17 protein-coding genes are annotated in these 17,226 nt (G+C 68.9%); 16 read left to right on the top strand and 1 reads right to left on the bottom strand.

The genetic code is table 11. The features are described from left to right. From ACTJLF_RS17750 to ACTJLF_RS17800, 11 genes are all read left to right on the top strand, one after another. Positions 1–828, top strand: a complete 828-nt coding sequence (locus ACTJLF_RS17750) for an ABC transporter permease (protein WP_019655393.1) — start codon at positions 1–3, stop codon at positions 826–828. 123 nt (positions 829–951) lie between these two features. Then, the gene (locus ACTJLF_RS17755; RefSeq protein WP_019655394.1) at positions 952–1,785 is read left to right on the top strand and encodes an ABC transporter ATP-binding protein; all 834 of its coding nucleotides are present in this window, start codon (positions 952–954) and stop codon (positions 1,783–1,785) included. A 114-nt stretch (positions 1,786–1,899) separates the two neighbouring features. After that, a complete protein-coding gene (hpxZ, locus tag ACTJLF_RS17760; RefSeq protein ID WP_126184133.1) occupies positions 1,900–2,280 on the top strand; it encodes an oxalurate catabolism protein HpxZ in 381 nt (126 codons plus the stop codon). A gap of 50 nt (positions 2,281–2,330) precedes the next feature. Then, complete coding sequence (locus ACTJLF_RS17765; RefSeq protein ID WP_184605852.1) at positions 2,331–3,458, top strand: BMP family ABC transporter substrate-binding protein; 1,128 nt, start codon at positions 2,331–2,333, stop codon at positions 3,456–3,458. A gap of 118 nt (positions 3,459–3,576) precedes the next feature. After that, on the top strand, positions 3,577–4,638 hold the full coding sequence (locus tag ACTJLF_RS17770) for an ABC transporter permease (RefSeq protein ID WP_354327390.1): 1,062 nt from the start codon (positions 3,577–3,579) through the stop codon (positions 4,636–4,638). Continuing rightward, complete coding sequence (locus tag ACTJLF_RS17775) at positions 4,635–5,558, top strand: ABC transporter permease (RefSeq protein ID WP_019655398.1); 924 nt, start codon at positions 4,635–4,637, stop codon at positions 5,556–5,558. The genes ACTJLF_RS17770 and ACTJLF_RS17775 overlap by 4 nt, the downstream gene beginning before the upstream one ends. A gap of 5 nt (positions 5,559–5,563) precedes the next feature. Next, on the top strand, positions 5,564–6,556 hold the full coding sequence (locus ACTJLF_RS17780) for a formamidase (RefSeq protein ID WP_019655399.1): 993 nt from the start codon (positions 5,564–5,566) through the stop codon (positions 6,554–6,556). Between the two features lie 4 nt (positions 6,557–6,560). Continuing rightward, entirely contained in the window at positions 6,561–7,274 is a 714-nt protein-coding gene (biuH, locus tag ACTJLF_RS17785; protein ID WP_354327393.1) for a biuret amidohydrolase, read from the top strand. 5 nt (positions 7,275–7,279) lie between these two features. Further along, positions 7,280–8,860 (top strand): ABC transporter ATP-binding protein, encoded by a 1,581-nt coding sequence (locus tag ACTJLF_RS17790; RefSeq protein WP_440883613.1) that lies wholly within the window; start codon positions 7,280–7,282, stop codon positions 8,858–8,860. A gap of 274 nt (positions 8,861–9,134) precedes the next feature. Continuing rightward, positions 9,135–9,812: a cysteine hydrolase family protein gene (locus tag ACTJLF_RS17795; RefSeq protein ID WP_126184128.1), complete on the top strand. Its 678-nt coding sequence runs from the start codon at positions 9,135–9,137 to the stop codon at positions 9,810–9,812. A 42-nt stretch (positions 9,813–9,854) separates the two neighbouring features. Next, complete coding sequence (locus tag ACTJLF_RS17800; RefSeq protein WP_126184127.1) at positions 9,855–10,601, top strand: GntR family transcriptional regulator; 747 nt, start codon at positions 9,855–9,857, stop codon at positions 10,599–10,601. A gap of 22 nt (positions 10,602–10,623) precedes the next feature. Here ACTJLF_RS17800 and ACTJLF_RS17805 read toward each other — a convergent pair whose 3' ends face one another. After that, the gene (locus ACTJLF_RS17805) at positions 10,624–11,523 is read right to left on the bottom strand and encodes a LysR family transcriptional regulator (protein ID WP_126184126.1); all 900 of its coding nucleotides are present in this window, start codon (positions 11,521–11,523) and stop codon (positions 10,624–10,626) included. 197 nt (positions 11,524–11,720) lie between these two features. Between ACTJLF_RS17805 and ACTJLF_RS17810 the strand changes: the two genes are divergently transcribed. From ACTJLF_RS17810 to ACTJLF_RS17830, 5 genes are all read left to right on the top strand, one after another. After that, positions 11,721–12,539, top strand: a complete 819-nt coding sequence (locus tag ACTJLF_RS17810; protein ID WP_126184125.1) for a cysteine hydrolase family protein — start codon at positions 11,721–11,723, stop codon at positions 12,537–12,539. An 11-nt stretch (positions 12,540–12,550) separates the two neighbouring features. Next, on the top strand, positions 12,551–13,639 hold the full coding sequence (locus ACTJLF_RS17815; protein WP_440883614.1) for an ABC transporter substrate-binding protein: 1,089 nt from the start codon (positions 12,551–12,553) through the stop codon (positions 13,637–13,639). A gap of 82 nt (positions 13,640–13,721) precedes the next feature. Then, positions 13,722–14,513 (top strand): SDR family NAD(P)-dependent oxidoreductase, encoded by a 792-nt coding sequence (locus ACTJLF_RS17820; protein ID WP_440883615.1) that lies wholly within the window; start codon positions 13,722–13,724, stop codon positions 14,511–14,513. A 13-nt stretch (positions 14,514–14,526) separates the two neighbouring features. Continuing rightward, the gene (gene allB, locus ACTJLF_RS17825; protein WP_126184122.1) at positions 14,527–15,999 is read left to right on the top strand and encodes an allantoinase AllB; all 1,473 of its coding nucleotides are present in this window, start codon (positions 14,527–14,529) and stop codon (positions 15,997–15,999) included. Further along, a complete protein-coding gene (locus tag ACTJLF_RS17830) occupies positions 15,996–17,219 on the top strand; it encodes a ring-opening amidohydrolase (RefSeq protein ID WP_126184121.1) in 1,224 nt (407 codons plus the stop codon). The genes allB and ACTJLF_RS17830 overlap by 4 nt, the downstream gene beginning before the upstream one ends. The last annotated feature ends 7 nt before the right edge of the window (positions 17,220–17,226 follow it).

The following is a 17,226-nucleotide window of genomic DNA, read 5'->3' on the forward strand; positions in this document are numbered from 1 at the left end:
ATGGCCGACGCAAGCTCGACCACGGCCGCGCCGTGGACCCCGCCGGCCGGCACGGCCACTGCTGCGCCGAAGCCGCCGCTGCGCGACCGCATGCTGCCCTTCATCGGTCCGGTGGTGCTGTTCATCGTGTGGGACCTGGTGGTGCGGCTCGGCTTCATCAAGCCGATCCTGCTGCCCACGCCCGCCGACACCGTCTCCGCGCTCGTCACCGGCCTGGCCGGCGGACCGCTGCTCACCGACTTCGCCATGACCGTGTGGCGCACCGTGCAGGCCTTCGTCATCGCGGCGGTCGTCGGCGTGCCGCTGGGCGTGCTGCTGGGCAGCAACGAGAAGGCCTATCGCAGCGTGGAGTTCCTGATCGACTTCTTCCGCTCCACGCCGTCGTCGGCGCTCATTCCGCTGTTCCTGCTGATCTTCGGCGTGAGCGACGTCAACAAGGTGGCCATCGCGGCCTTCGGCGCGCTGCTCATCGTGGTGTTCAACAGCGCCTACGGCGTCATCAACGCACGCAAGCAGCGGGTGATGGCGGCGCGCGTCATGGGCGCCTCGCGCTGGCAGATCTTCAAGGACGTGCTGGTGTGGGAAAGCCTGCAGCCCAGCTTCGTGGGCCTGCGCTCGGCGGTGTCGATGGCGCTGGTGATCGTCATCGTGGCCGAGATGTTCATCGGCTCCGACACCGGGCTGGGCCACCGGATCATCGACGCGCAGCAGGTGCTCAACGTGAAGAGCATGTACGCGGCGATCCTTTCGGCGGGTGCGCTGGGCTACGCGCTCAACATCCTCTTCCTGGTCGCAGAACGCCGCATCGTGCACTGGAGCGGAAGGTAATGGACCACCCCCAGGCCTGCTCGCTTCGCGTAGCCGCCAACCCCGTGCAAGGGGGCGCCGCCTGCGGCCCGGCAAAGCCGGTTCCGCGTCGGCCCATGTACTGATCAGCACAGGAGCGTATCCATGCGAGCTTCATCCGAAATCGTTCTCAACGGCCCGGTGTACGCCGACGTGCCGAAGCCGGCCTTCAAACCCGGCCCCGCAGGCACGCACATCACCATCCGCGGGCTCACCAAGTACTTCGCGGGCTGGCCGCTGTACGAGAACTTCGACCTCGACATCCCCAAGCACGCGATCGTCTCGGTGTTCGGCCCCAACGGCTGCGGCAAGTCCACGCTCATCAACATGATCGCGGGGCTCATTCCCATCGACTCGGGCGAGATCCTGTTCGACGGCAAGCAGCGCAAGGACACCAAGATCGGCTACGTGTTCCAGAACTACCGCGAGGCGATGTTCCCGTGGATGCGCACCATCGACAACATCGCCTATCCGCTGAAGCTCGAAGGGCGCAGCAAGGCCGAGGTCGACCGGCGCATGGAGGAACTGGTGGCTTCCTTCGACGTGAAGTTCGACCTCGCGCGCTACCCGTACGAACTCTCGGGCGGCCAGCAGCAGACCGCGTCGATCATGCGTGCGCTCGCGCCCAACCCCGAAGTGCTGTTTCTCGACGAGCCCTTCTCGGCGCTCGACTTCGAGATGACGCTCTTCATCCGCGAGAAGCTCCAGGAGGTCTTCATGCAGACCGGCACCACGATGCTGCTGGTGTCGCACGATCTCGAGGAGGCGGTGTACCTCGCCGACGAGGTGCTGCTGCTGACCAAGCGGCCCACGAGAGTGGCCGAGATCCTGCGCTACGGCGACGCGCGCCCGCGCACCGTCGACACGCTCAGCACCGAGAGCTTCGTCGCGATGAAGAAGCTCAGCCTCGACATCTTCCAGCGCGAGGTCCGCAGGTAGCATGAAACCCACCTCCAGTCTTCGTGCACTTCGTGTCGCTCGCGCCTTCCTTGCAGGGGCAGTACCAGCGGCCCGGCAAAGCCGGTTCCGCGGTATTTCTGGAAAGGATGGGTCATGACGCCCGAGATCAACATTCCCGAGGTGCTCGCCGAAGTTCAGGCCGTGTTCGCGCGCTACGAGGCGGCGCTCGTCGGCAACGACCGTGCGACGCTCGACGAGCTGTTCTGGGACAGCCCGCACACGCTGCGCTACGGCTTCTCGGAGAACCACTACGGCCACGCCGACATCGCGGCCTTCCGCGCCTCGCTGCCCGTGCAGAGCCCGCCGCGCGAGCTGCTGCGCACCGTCATCACCACCTACGGCCGCGACTTCGCGACCGCGAACGTCGAATTCCGCCGCGAGGGCAGCTTCCAGACCGGCCGTCAGAGCCAGACCTGGATGCGCACGCACGAAGGCTGGCGCGTGGTCGCCGCCCACGTGAGTCTGCTCGGCTGAGCCCTCGCAAGGGCACGTTTTTTGCACCCCAACCTGTAACGGAGAACGCCATGACCCGCCATCTCAATCGCCGCGATTCGCTCAAGACACTTGCCGCGCTGGGCACCGCCGGCAGCCTCGGAAGCTGGAGTGCGCTCGCCGCCGCCCAGGCCAAGCCCAAGCCGCTCACCGTCGGCGTGATCTACGTCGGCGCCCGCGACGACTACGGCTACAACCAGGCGCACGCCATGGCCGCCGCCGAGATCAAGAAGCTGCCCGGTGTGAAGGTAGTCGAGGAAGAGAACGTGCCCGAGACCGCCGCGGTGCAGAAGACCATGACCGGCATGATCTCGCAGGACGGCGCGGGCCTGCTCTTTCCCACCTCGTTCGGCTACTTCGATCCGCACATCCTCGCGGTGGCGCCCAAGAACCCCGACGTGCGCTTCTCGCACTGCGGCGGCCTCTGGACCGAAGGCAAGCATCCGAAGAACGTCGGCAGCTTCTTCGGCTACATCGACGAGTGCCAGTTCCTCAACGGCGTGATCGCCGCGCACATGACGAAGAGCAACAAGATCGCCTTCGTCGCCGCCAAGCCCATTCCGCAGGTGCTGCGCAACATCAACGCCTTCACGCTCGGCGCGCGCTCGGTCAAGCCGAACATCACCTGCAGCGTGATCTTCACGGGCGACTGGTCGATGGCGGTGAAGGAGGCCGAGGCCACCAACAGCCTGGCCGACCAGGGCTGCGACGTGTTCACCATGCACGTGGACGGCCCCAAGGTGGTGGTCGAGACGGCCGCAAAGCGCGGCAAGATGGTCTGCGGCTATCACGCGAGTCAGGCCAAGCTGGCGCCCAATGCGTACCTCACGGGCGCCGAGTGGAACTGGCTCACTGCCTACAAGACCGTCATCGAGGCCGCACAGACCGGCAAGCCGCACCCCAACTTCCTGCGCGGAGGCCTGAAGGAGGGCTACGTGAAGATGTCGGCCTACGGCCCCATGGTGCCCGACGCCGCGAAGAAGCAGGCCGACGAGATCAAGGCGAAGATGATCGCCGGCAGCTTCGACATCTTCAAGGACGGCATCAAGGACAACAAGGGCGCGGTCGTCGTGCCCGCGGGCAAGGTCCTGAAGCAGACCGACCTGGAACTCGAGAAGATGAACTACCTGGTCGAAGGCGTCCTGGGAAGCATCGGATGACATCGCCCCGGCTTCGCGCACTGCGCGGCGCTTCGCCCACCCCCGTTGCAAGAGGGCGCTGTCAGCGGCCCGGCGAAGCCGGTTCCGCGACAGCCCTGGCCTGAAAGCAAACCTCATCATGCGCAGTGTCCTCAAGGAGTTCTCCCTGCCGGTGTTCGCCATCGCTGCGGCGCTGCTGCTGTTCGGGCTGGTGGTGGCCTTCGCCGGCATCGACGCGGCGGAGGTGTGGGCCACGCTGTTCAAGGGCGCGTTCGGCGACTGGTTCTCGTGGCAGAACACGCTGCAGCGCGCGGCACCGCTGATGCTGACCGCGCTGTGCGTGGCGCTGCCTGCGCGCGCGGGCCTCATCGTGATCGGCGGCGAGGGCGCGCTGGTGCTGGGCGGGCTGGCCTGCGCGGCGCTGGCGCATGCGGTGCCGCTGCCCGGCAACGCCGTCGGCACGGCGATCGTCTGCATCGCGGGCGCCGTCATCGGCGCGCTGTGGATCGTGCTCGCGGGCTGGCTGCGCCAGTACCGCGGCATCAACGAGACCATCAGCAGCCTGCTCTTGGCCTACATCGCCATCGGCGTCTTCAAGCACCTGGTCGAAGGGCCGCTGCGCGATCCGGCCAGCCTCAACAAGCCATCGACCTACGCGCTGAACGACGGGCTGCTGATCGGCGGCATCGGCGGCTCCGACGTGCATTGGGGCCTGGTGGTCGGCGTGGTGGCCTGCCTGGGCCTCGGCTGGTGGCTGCGCGCCACGGCCTCGGGCTTCTCGGTGCGGGTGGTGGGCGGCAATCCGCGCACCGCGCAGCTCGTGGGACTGCCGGCCACGCGGCTGATTCTTTCGGCCTGCGGGCTCGGCGGCGCATGCGCGGGGCTCGCGGGCGCCATCGAGGTGGCGGCAGTGCACACCAATGCGAACGCCTCGTTGATCGCGGGCTATGGCTACGCGGGCATCCTCGTCTCTTTCATCGCGCGGCACAACCCGGGGGCCATCGTGCCGGTGGCCATCCTGTTCGGCGGCTTCGGCGCGGCGGGCAGCCTGCTGCAGCGGCGGCTCGGCCTGCCCGATGCGTCGGTGCTGGTGCTGCAGGGCATCGCCTTCGTGCTGATCCTCGCGAGCGAGGGCCTGCGCACGGTCAACTGGAAGAAGTTCGGCGACCGCATGCTGCCCGAGGCAAGGAGCTACACATGACCGCCGACCAGTGGATCGCGCTGATCGCAGGCATCGTCGGCGGTGCGCTGCGCGTGGGCGCGCCCTTCCTCTTCGTGAGCCTGGGCGAGTGCCTGACCGAGAAGTCGGGCCGCATCAACCTCGGCCTCGAAGGCGTGCTGGTGCTGTCGGCCATGGCGGCCTTCGGCGGCGCGTACCTCACCGACTCCGCGTGGCTCGGCGTGCTGATCGGCGCGGTGGCCGGCGCCGCGCTCGCGCTGCTGCACGGGCTGCTGTGCTCGCTCGACCGTGTGAACGACGTGGCGACCGGCATCGCGCTGATGCTGCTCGGCACGGGGCTCGCGTTCTATCTCGGCAAGCCGCTGATCCAGCCGCAGGCGCCGCAGATCCCGGCAATCCCGCTGGGCTTCTGGAGCGACAACCCCGTCGTGCGTTCGGCCCTGCAGCTCAATGCGCTGGTGCCGGTGGGCGTGGCGCTCGCGGTACTGCTGTGGTGGGGCTTCGCCCGAACGCGCGCCGGTCTGCTGGTGCGCATGGCGGGCGACTCGGCGCAGGCGACTCGTGCGCTCGGCTACTCGGTCTCGGGCCTGCGCATCGCGGCCACCACGGCGGGCGGCTTCATCGCGGGGCTGGGCGGTGCATCGCTCACGCTCTTCTATCCGGGCAGCTGGAACGAAGGCATCTCCAGCGGCCAGGGTTTGATCGCGGTGGCGCTGGTGATCTTCGCGCGCTGGAGCCCGCTGCGCTGCGTGGGCGCCGCGCTGCTCTTCGGCGGGGCCGGAGCCATCGGGCCGGCGCTGCAGTCCATCGGCATCGGCTGGGGCTACCACCTCTTCAACACCGTGCCCTATGTGCTCACGCTGGTGATCCTCGTGCTCACCTGCAGGCCGGGCAGCGCCGCCGCCGGCAGCCCCGGCGAACTTTCATCGACAAGGAGCTGAACCTCATGAGCGGTCTCGGAGGCCTCAACAAATCGCCGCACGGCGTCGTCGTCGGGCTCGTGCAACTGCAATTGCCCAACGTGAAGACACCGGCCGATCTCCGCGCACAAGCGCAGCGCATCTGCGAGATGGTGGGCAAGGCGCGCCGCAACCAGTCGACCATGGACCTGGTGGTGTTCCCGGAGTACGCGCTGCACGGGCTCTCGATGGACACCAACCCGGAGATCATGTGCACGCTCGACGGCCCGGAAGTGTCGGCCTTCAGGAGTGCCTGCATCGAACACCGCATCTGGGGCTGCTTCTCCATCATGGAGGCCAACCCCGGCGGCAACCCGTACAACAGCGGCCTGATCATCGACGACCATGGCGAGATCAGGCTCTACTACCGCAAGCTGCACCCGTGGGTGCCGGTCGAGCCATGGGAGCCCGGCAACCTCGGCATTCCGGTATGCGATGGACCCAACGGCAGCAAGCTCTCGCTCATCATCTGCCATGACGGCATGTTCCCCGAGATGGCGCGCGAGGCCGCGTACAAGGGTGCGGACATCATCCTGCGCACCGCCGGCTACACCGCGCCCATCCGCCACGCCTGGAAGATCACCAACCAGGCCAACGCCTTCTGCAATCTCGCCTACACCGCGAGCGTGTGCCTGTGCGGCAGCGACGGCAGCTTCGACTCGATGGGCGAGGGCATGTTCTGCAACTTCGACGGCACGGTGCTGGTCGAGGGCGGCGGCCGCGTCGACGAGATCATCACCGCCGAACTGCGCCCCGACCTCGTGCGCGAGGCCCGCACGGGCTGGGGTGTGGAGAACAACATCTACCAGCTCTACCACCGCGGATACGTCGCGGTGAAGGGCGGCGCGCAGGATTGCCCCTACACCTACATGCACGACATGGCCGCTGGCACCTACAGGCTGCCGTGGAGCGCCGAGGTGAAGGTGACCGACGGTACGAGTTGCGGCTTCGCGCCGCCGCAGCGCAACTACGCAGGATGAACCCATGACCACTTCCATCGCCAATACCACCGAACGCCACGTCGCCGCCGAGCCCTACGCCTGGCCCTACAACGGCGCGCTGCGCCCCGACAACACCGCGCTCATCGTCATCGACATGCAGACCGACTTCTGCGGCAAGGGCGGGTATGTCGACGTGATGGGCTACGACCTGTCGCTGGTGCAGGCGCCGATCCAGCCGATCGCGCGCACGCTGGCGGCGCTGCGGCCGCTGGGCTATCACGTCATCCATACGCGCGAGGGCCACCGGCCCGACCTCGGCGACCTGCCGGCCAACAAGCGATGGCGCTCGCGGCAGATCGGCGCGAACGGCGTGGGCATCGGCGACGACGGGCCCTGCGGGCGCATCCTGGTGCGCGGCGAGCCGGGCTGGGAGATCATTCCGGAGCTGGCACCGCTGCCGGGCGAGGTGATCATCGACAAGCCCGGCAAGGGCTCGTTCTACGCGACCGACCTCGAGCTGATCCTGCGCACGCGCGGCATCGAGAACATCATCCTCGCGGGCATCACCACCGACGTGTGCGTGCACACCACCATGCGCGATGCCAACGACCGCGGCTTCGAGTGCCTGCTGCTGTCCGACTGCACGGCCGCCACGGACTGCGGCAACCACCTCGCCGCGCTGAAGATGATCACGATGCAGGGCGGCGTGTTCGGCGCGCACGCCACATCGCAGGCGCTGCTGGCCGCGCTCGGCTGACCGCGATGGGCGCCTCGTCTTCCTCCCCCCGCGCCATCGGCGGCCTGCCGGTGGGCAGCGGCGCGCTCGCGCTCGACACCTACGAGCTCACCAAGCGCTTCGGCGACTTCACGGCGATGGACCGCGTGACGATGCACGTCGAACCCGGCACGGTGCATGCGCTGCTCGGCGAGAACGGGGCGGGCAAGAGCACGCTGGTGAAGTGCGTGGCCGGCTTCCAGCGCGCGGAGGAGGGCAGCATCCTGATCGACGGGCGCGAACAGGACATCGCCAACCCGATCGTGGCGCGTGCGCTGGGCATCGGCATGGTCTACCAGCACTTCACGCTGGCACCTGGGATGACGGTGGCCGAGAACCTGCTGCTTGCCGGCGGCAAGACGCCCGCGGTCATCGACTGGAAGAGCAAGCGCGCGGAGCTGGAGGCCTTCCTGGCGACCACGCCGTTCAGCCTCGATCTCGACGTTCGGCCTTCGGAGCTCGCGGCCGGCGAGAAGCAGAAGCTGGAGCTGCTCAAGCAGCTGTACCTGAAGCCGCGTCTCCTGATCCTCGACGAGCCGACCTCGGTGCTCACGCCGCAGGAGGCCGACGAGGTGCTCGGCCACGTGCGCGAGTTCGCGCGCAGCGGGCTGTGCACGGTGCTGATCATCACGCACAAGTTCCGCGAGGTGATGTCGTATGCCGACAGCGTGACGGTGCTCAGGCGCGGAAAGGCGGTGCACCATTGCCGCGTGGCCGACACCAGTCCGGCGCAGCTGGCGCAGGCCATGATGGGCGGCGAGCAGGCTGCAGCTTCGCCGGCGCAGGCTGCGGTCGCGAGAAGGGCCGTGTCGACGGGTGCGCCGATGGCTCTGCAGGTCGAAGGACTGCAGGCGCAGGGCGATCGCGGAACGCTGGCGCTGCACGGGCTGAGCCTGTCGGTCCGTGCCGGGGAGATCCTCGGCGTGGCGGGCGTCTCCGGCAACGGGCAGCGCGAGCTGGTCGAAGCGCTCGTCGGGCAGCGCCCTCGCTTGGCCGGCAAGGTCAGCGTGATGGGGCAGCCCTACGCCGCGCGCCGCGCCGAGAACCGGGAACTCAAGGTGCGCAGCCTGCCTGAGGAGCCACTGCGCAATGCCTGCGTCGGCGATCTGAGCGTCGCGGAGAACATGGCGCTGCGCGACTTCGACCGGCCGCCGCTGTCGCGCGCGGGCGTGCTGAACTTTCCCTACTGGCGCAGCAGGGCGCGCGAGTGGATCGCCGAGTACGGCGTGAAGACGCGGGGCGAGGGCGCGCCGATCCGCAGCCTTTCTGGCGGCAACGTGCAGCGCGCGGTGCTGGCGCGCGAGCTGGCGGGCGACATCAATGTGCTGATCGCGGCGAACCCGGTGTTCGGGCTGGACTTCGCGGCGGTCGCGGAGATCCATTCGCGCATCGTGCAGGTGCGGGAGAAGGGCGGGGCGGTCCTTCTCATCAGCGAGGACCTCGACGAGCTGCTCGAGCTGGCGGATCGCATCGTCGTGATGAGCGAGGGGCGGATCGTGTTCGAGACATCGGCTGCTGGCGCCGAGCGTCATGTGATCGGGGCGCACATGGGCGGTGGGCATCACTAGGTGGCTGCATGAATGCTCTTCCTGCTTTTTCGGCTCAGCCCGGCGAGCGGCCCGGCCCGGCCGCCCCCACGATGCCGGCCGCTTCGCGGCTGCCCTGCGGTGCTCGCGTTTCGCGGGGTCTCGCAGAACTCGCTTCGCTCAAACAGCCGCGAGCCCTTGTCAGCGAAACGCTGCGCTCCTCGGCGGCACAGAGGGGGCGACCGCGCCGCACCGCCCGCCGGGCTCTGTCGTGGGGTGAGGGCCGTCGTTGGCCGGCACATTCTTGAGAACCAGCATGCGCATAGAACAAGCCAACCCATTCCCCTACGAATTCGATATCGCCAGCACTGCGCTCGTGCTGATCGACATGCAGCGCGACTTCATCGAGCCCGGCGGCTTCGGCGAGACGCTGGGCAACGACGTATCGCTGCTCGAAGCCATCGTGCCTGCGACCAGGACCGTGCTGGAGGCATGGCGGGAGGCGGGCGGCCTCGTGGTGCACACGCGCGAGGCGCACAAGGCCGATCTTTCCGATTGCCCACCCGCCAAGCGCAACCGCGGCAACCCCACGCTGCGCATCGGCGACGAAGGGCCGATGGGCCGCATCCTCGTGGCGGGCGAGCCGGGCAACCAGATCATCGAGGCGCTCGCGCCCGTGGAGGGCGAGATCGTGATCGACAAGCCGGGCAAGGGCGCGTTCTACGCCACCGGCCTGCACGAGCTGCTGCAGGCGCGCGGCATCACGCATCTGCTGTTCGGCGGCGTCACGACCGAGGTCTGCGTGCAGACCAGCATGCGCGAAGCCAACGACCGCGGCTACGACTGCCTGCTGCTCGAGGACTGCACCGAGAGCTACTTTCCCGCCTTCAAGGCGGCGACGCTGGACATGGTGCGCGCGCAGGGCGCCATCGTCGGCTGGACGGCGCCGGGCCCCGCGCTCGTCGCGGCGCTGAAGAACAGGCAGCAGCAATGACCATGACCATGGCCGAACGCGCCAGCGACTAACATCCAATCCGTGTCCACCGTTCGCCCCCGCCCAGAAGCCTCCGCTCCAGCCGCCACCGACGCGTCCGCCTTCCGCACGCGTGCCGACGAGGTCTACGCGCAGCTCAAGCGCGACGTGGCCGACTTCATCCTCGTGCCTGGCGACCGCTTCACCGAAGGCGAGATCAGCGACCGCCTCGGCGTGTCGCGCACGCCGGTGCGGCAGGCGCTCTTCAGGCTGCAGCAGGAGGGCTTCGTCGAGGTGCTCTTCCGCAGCGGCTGGCGCGTGCTGCCCTTCGACTTCGACCAGTTCGAGCAGCTCTACGACCTGCGCATGGTGCTGGAGACCACCGCGGTGCACCGCCTGTGCGAGACCGACCGCCACATCGACCGCGGCATGCTCGACACACTGGCCGACATCTGGCTCGTGCCCGCGGCGCAGCGCAGCACCGACATGGCACAGGTGGCGCAGTGGGACGAGGCCTTCCACTGCTCGCTGGTGGCGGCCGCCGGCAATGCCGAGATGGCGCGCGTGCACGGCGACGTGACCGACCGCATCCGCATCATCCGCCGGCTCGACTTCACCAAGCAGCCGCGCATCGACGCCACCTACGACGAGCACGCGAAGATATTGAAGGCCGTGCGCGCGAACCGCGGCGACCAGGCCGCGATGCTGCTGCGCGCCCACATCGAGACCAGCCAGGCCGAGGTGCGCAAGATCACGCTGCACCAGGTGCATCTGGCGCGGCACGCGGGGAAGGCCTCGTCAACGCGCTGATGCCGGCAGGCTCCGCGGCGGATCAGTCCGTGCGGGTCTGGGCGAGCCGCTTGCGCAGGAACTCCGCGAACGCGTACGCGATGACCGGCAGCTGACGTCCGCGCAAACTGGCAAGCACCAGTTCGCCGCGCGGGAAGCCCCGGTCTTCGATCTCGCGCGCGACGAAGTCCCTGTCGTCCGTCGGCGCGCCGATCGCCATCTGGAACGAGATCGACTGCCGGTCGAGCAGGCAGCCGCGCAGGAACTCGAAGCTGTTGCTCTCGACCATCGCCGGCATGCGGATCGAGCTGCGCGCAAGAAAGCGCTCCAGCAGCTGCCTCCCGCCCGTGTCGCGGTTCGGCAGCACCACCGGATAGTCGGCGCAGTCGCGCAGCCGCAGGCCGGGCGCCTGCGCAAGCGGGTGCCGCGCATGCATGATGGCCATCAGCCGCTGTTCCAGTGCGGCGGCACGCTCGATGTCGGCCTCCGGTGCGAGGTTGAATACCAGCGCCAGATCGGTCTCGAAGCTGCGCAGCGCATCGGCGGCCTGGACGTGGTCGCCGATGCGGGCTTCGAAGGCCACCAGCGGATGGCTCTCGCGAAAGGCCTGGATGGCCGACGGCAGGAAGCGCGGGGCCAGCGCCTGGCTGGCCACCAGCCGCACCGTGCCGCGCCGCAGGCCCTTGAGTTCCTCGATCTCCGAGCGCACGCGATCGAGTTCGGCCGACCGGCCGCGCACATAGCGGATGAACAGCTCGCCCGCCGTGGTGAGCCGCATGCCGCGCGGCAGCCGCTCGAAGATGGGCGTGCCGAGTTCCTCCTCGATGTCCTGGATGCGGCGATTCACCGCCGAGGGCGCGACGTGCAGGCGTTCGGCCGCCTGCCGGATCGAGCCCGCACGGGCAACCTCGTCGGCGTAGCGAAGGAATCGGAGATGGTTCATGGCGAGGCGAGGCGAGGCGAGGTGAGGTGAGGTAAGGTGAGGGCGGCCGGGGCGGACTCGGCCCGGAAGTGAACGGATCGCCGCACCGGGTTGCATGAATCGCGCCAATGAACTGTTGCCGTTGCGGCAACGCATAGTCCGCGAAAAGGTACGGATACGACGCACCTTTTGGCATGTTGGCTGCGTGCCTCGCAGGCATGAACCGCAACCCCCGCATCCGGCGCACCAAAGACGAACAGGCCGCACGATTCGGCCCCACGCCGCACAACGCATGGACGCTCGACGCCGAGGGCGTGAGCCTGGTGCGCACGGTGCCGAGGCCCAGGCCGCTGCGCATCGCGGCCGAGCCGCAGCCGGTGACCTTCGACCTTGCGCGCAGCGCGCTGGTGGTGGTCGACATGCAGAACGACTTCTGCCACCCCGAGGGCTGGTTCGCGCAGAAGGGCCTCGGCGTGAAGGCCGCGCGCAAGCCGATTCCCGTGATCGCCGGGCTGCTGCCCGCGTGGCGTGCGGCCGGCGGCGCGGTGGTGTGGCTCAACTGGGGCATCCGCGCCGATGCGCGCAACCTGAGCCCGACCATCCACTTCAAGGGCAAGCGCACGGCACGCGGCGTGGGCTATGCGGAGCGCTCGCCCATCGACCACGGGCCTTCGCTGGTGCGCGGCGAATGGGGTGCGCAGGTGATCGACGAACTCGAGGTCGATCCGGCCGACTTCATCGTCCACAAGCACCGCCTGAGCGGCTTCTGGGACAACGAGCTCGACAGCCTGCTGCGCCAGCAGGGCCTGGGCACGTTGTTCTTCGCCGGCATCAACACCGACCGCTGCGTGTTCTCCACGCTGCAGGACGCGGCCTTCCTCGGCTACGACTGCGTGCTGCTGAAGGACGCCTGCGGCACGCCGTCGCCGTCGTATGTCGTGCGCGGCATCCACTTCATAGTGCAGCAGCTCCACGGCTTCGTGGCCACGGCCGAGGCGCTGCGCACGTCGCTTTCCCAACGCAAGAACCTTCGCTAGGAGTTACCGACATGCCCGCATTCCAGCTCTCTTCCACCCCCTTCGCTTCCAGGCCCTGCCGTCTGCCGCGCCTGCTGGCCGCAGCATTGCTCGCCGCCGGTGGGTTCGCCGCGTCGGCATTGCCCGCGGCAGCGCAGACCCCGGTCAAGCTCGTGCTCAACTGGAAGTACGAAGGGCCGCAGGCCTGGTTCTTCCTGGCGCAGGACAGGGGCTACTTCAAGGCCGAAGGCCTCGATGTCGAGATCGACCAGGGCGAAGGCTCGGCCGCTTCCATTCCCAAGGTGGCCGCCGGCGCATACCAGGCCGGCTTCGGCGACGTCAACGCGCTGATCGACCTTTCGGCCAGGCGCCCGGCCGACGCGCCGGTGGCGGTCTACATGCTCTACAACACGCCGCCCTTCACGCTCGTGGTGAAGAAGGACAGCCCGATCCGCACCCCCGCTGACCTGGAAGGCAAGACCATCGGCGGCCCGGCGAACGACGGGGCGCTGAAGCTGTTCCCGGCCTTCGCCAGGATCGCAAAGGTCGATGCCGCCAAGGTGAACATCACCAACATGGCGCCCAACCTGCGCGAACAGATGCTGTCGCGCGGACAGATCGACGCTGCCTTCGGCTACGTCACCACCGTGAGCTTCAGCGCCAAGGCGATGGGCCTCGATCCGGCGAAGGACCTGCGCTTCATCCGCTACGGCGACCACGGCATGGATCTGTATTCGAACACCGTGTTCTTCTCGCGCAGCTTCGCGAAGGAGAACCCGAAGGCGGTGCAGGGCTTCGTGAAGGCGCTGAACCGCGCAGTGAAGGACGTGATCGCCGATCCCGATGCAGGCGTGGCCGCCGTCATGAAGCGAGAGCCGCTGCTCAAGCGCGATGTCGAAAAGGAGAAGCTGCTCGCCACGCTGCGCAACGACATGAGCCACCCCGAGGTGGCGCGCATCGGCCTGGGCGACATCGACCTCGAGCGCATGAAGCGCGCGATCGCCATCGTGGCGGAAGCCAACCAGTTGCCGCGCTTGCCGGCGCCCGAGGAGGTCTTCGACCGCGGCTTCCTGCCCGCGCGCGCCGAGCGGCCCTCGGGCACGCAGGCGGGGCAGCCCTGAGCGCGGGCCCGGGCCGGCTCGACCGATAGCCAGGAACGAACGAACAGCGACCGAACAACGACAGACGACGAAAAGGAATCACATGGACCTGCAACTCGAAGACAAGGTGGTGCTCATCACCGGCCCCGCCAAGGGGATGGGACGCGCGGTGACGCTGGCCTTCGCCCGCGAAGGTGCGAAGCTGGTGCTCGCGGGGCGCGACACGGCAGCGATCGAACCGGTGGCCGCGGAGGCGCGCGCACTCGGTGTCGCGGCCGTCGTGGTGCCCTGCGACCTCACGAAGGGCGAACAGACGCAGGCCCTGGCCGCGCACGCGCTGGAGGCCTTCGGGCGCATCGACGTGCTGGTCAACGTGGCCGGCGGCTCGGGCCCGATAGGAAAGACCGGCTGGGAGACCAGCTCCGAAGAGTTCGACGAGATCGTGCAGCTCAACATGACGGGCTGCTTCAACACCATGCGCGCGGTGCTGCCCTCGATGATCGAGCGCAGGAGCGGCAAGGTGGTGAACGTCGGGGGCACCTTCGGCATGCGCGGGCGGGCCGGCCGCATGGCCTACTCCGCATCCAAGTGGGGCCTGCGCGGCATCACCAAGAGCTTCGCGCTGGAGGCCGGGCCCTACGGAATCAACGTGAACTGCGTGGCGCCCGGCATGGTCGACGGCCCGCGCTTCCGCGAGAAGGTCTGTGCCGACATGGCCCGCCAGCTCGGCATCACGCTGGAAGAGGCGATGACGCGCCATGCCGCCGACTACGCCCTGCGCCGCGTGTCGAGCGACACCGACGTGGCCAACGCCTGCCTCTTCATGGCCAGCGAGGTGTCGCGCCAGGTCACCGGTGTCGACCTGCCCGTCGACGGCGGCTGGGCGATGCTCTGAGGGGGGCGACGACATGACGAAGGAAGTCGACCTCGTGATCCGCGGCGCCAGCGTGGTGTCGCCGGAACGCATCTGCCGGGCCGCCGTGGCCGTGGCCGGCGAGCACATCGTGGCCGTGGGCCATGACGACACCATGCCGCCGGCGCGGCAGGAAATGCGCGCGGACGGGCTGTACCTGCTGCCGGGGGCCATCGACAGCCACGTGCACTTCCGCGATCCGGGCTACCCGCACAAGGAAACCTGGAAGAGCGGCTCGGCCGCTGCGGCGATGGGCGGCGTGACCACGGTGTTCGAGATGCCCAACACCAATCCGCCCACCGGCACCGTGGAGGCGCTGCGCCTGAAGCAGAAGGCGGCGGAGTCTTCCTACGTGGACTTCGGCATCCACGGGCTGCTGGGCGACGACACCGTCGAGCGGCTCGAGGAGCTGCTCGACGCGGGCGTGACCAGCTTCAAGGCCTTCGTGGGCAACACCTTCGGCAACCTGCCCGCGCCCACCGACGGCGCGCTGCTCGAGGGTTTCGAGAAGCTCGCTCCGCTGGGAATCCGCACGGTGGTTCACGCGGAGAATTCGTCGATCCTCTTTCGCCGCCAGAAGAAGATGCAGGCCGCCGGCCGCATCGACGCGATGGCGCATCTGGCGGCGCGACCGGCGGTCGCCGAGATCGAGGCCATAGGCCGCGTGCTGGCGCTGGCCGAATGGACCGGCGCGCGGGTGCACATCGCCCACCACAGCGCGGCCGATTCGCTCTTCCTGCTTCGCCAGGCGCGCGAGCGCGGCGTCGACGTGACCGCGGAGACCTGTCCGCAGTACCTGCTGCTGAACACCGACCACATGCGCACGCTGGGCGGCGTGATGCGGCTGAACCCTCCGATCCGCGAGCCGCGCCACAACCAGCCGCTGTGGGACGCGCTCATGGACGGCACGCTCGACATGATCGCCACCGACCACGCACCGCATGCGCCGGAAGAGAAGACGCGCGAGAGCATCTGGGAATGCGACTGCGGCTTTCCCGGCGTCGAGACGCAGATGCCGCTGATGCTCACCGAAGTCAACCGGGGGCGTGCCACGCTGATGGACTACGTGCGCTGGAGCGCCGTGAACCCGGCCAAGGCCTGGGGCCTGTACGGCACCAAGGGCGTGATCGCGCCGGGTGCGCATGCCGACATCGCCTTCGTCGACATGGGCCGCACCGGCGTGCTGTCGCAGAACAGGCTGCAGAGCATCAGCAAGATCTCGCCCTGGAACGGCCGCACGGTGCAGGGCTATCCGATCCATACGCTGCTGCGTGGCCGCTTCGTGATGCGCGACGGCCGCCTGGTGGACGGTGCCGCGGGCTGGGGCCGCTCGGTGAAGGCGGTGCAGCGCATGCCGGCGCCGAAGCCGCGCAACACCGAGCACTACAGCAGCGCGATCCTGCAGACGCCGCCGGGCGTGCCAGCCAATGCAGTGCCCACCGGCGAACTCGACTGGAACGCGGCATGAATACCCGGGCTGATTCCGCCGCCGCAGGCGCAGGCGGCCCGTCGAGCACCGTGCCGCGCATCCAGAAGGTCAGCGCCTGGCGCATTCCGTGCCGCGGACCCGGTGACCTGGAGGGTGTGCGGGCGCTGATCGAGACGGGCGAGCTCGTGCCGTCGGAGATCGTCGCCGTGATGGGCAAGACGGAGGGCAACGGCTGCGTCAACGACTTCACGCGCGAGTACGCATCGGCCGCGTGGTGCCAGCTGCTCGCGCCCGAGCTCGGCTGCACGCCCGACGAGGTGCACCGCCGGGTGGCGCTGGTGATGTCGGGCGGCACCGAGGGCGTGCTGTCGCCGCACTTCACCGTCTTCGCGCGGCGCTGGGAGCCAGAGGCGGCATGGCCGCCGGCGCATGCCGGCAAGCGGCTGGCTGTGGGCGTCGCGCACACGCGCGACTTCCTGCCCGAGGAGATCGGCCGTGCCGCGCAGATCGACGCCACCGCGCAGGCGGTGGCGGAGGCGATGCGCGATGCGGGGATCGACAGCGCCGATGACGTGCACTTCGTGCAGGTCAAGTGTCCCCTGCTGACATCGGCCAAGGTGGCGGATGCGCTGTCGCGCGGGGCGCCTCCGGCCACGCACGACAGCTACGAGTCGATGGGCTACTCGCGCGGCGCCTCGGCGCTGGGCGTGGCGGTCGCGCTCGGCGAGGCGGCGCGCGAGGCGATCGCCGACGCGAGCGTGTTGGCCGACTGGCGCCTCTTCTCGGCGCGCGCCTCTGCATCGGCCGGCATCGAGCTGGAGGGCAACGTGATCATCGTGCTTGGCGAAGCGCGCGCGAGCGTCTCCGCGCTGCGCATAGCCCATGGCGTGATGCGCGATGCGATCGACGGCCACAGCGTGCGTGCCCTGCTTCGGGATGCCTTCGGCCTCGATGCCGAGCGCGATGCGCAGGCCGTCTCGCGGCGGCTGGTCAACCTGCTCGCGAAGGCCGAGGCGAGCCCCGACGGGCGCGTGCGCGGCGAGCGCCACACCATGCTCAACGACTCGGACATCCACGCCACGCGCCATGCGCGGGCGGTGGTCGGCGGCGTGCTGGCTTCGCTGGCCGGCCACACCGCGCTGTATGTCTCCGGCGGCGCCGAGCACCAGGGGCCGGCGGGAGGCGGGCCGGTGGCCGCGATCGTCCGCGTCGAGGAGCCGGCCGGAGCGGCGCGGGCCGAATCCGATCCAACACTGTGAAGGCAAC

Origin of the sequence: Variovorax sp. 22077, assembly GCF_052044195.1 — a bacterium.
Classification (GTDB): domain Bacteria; phylum Pseudomonadota; class Gammaproteobacteria; order Burkholderiales; family Burkholderiaceae_C; genus Variovorax; species Variovorax atrisoli.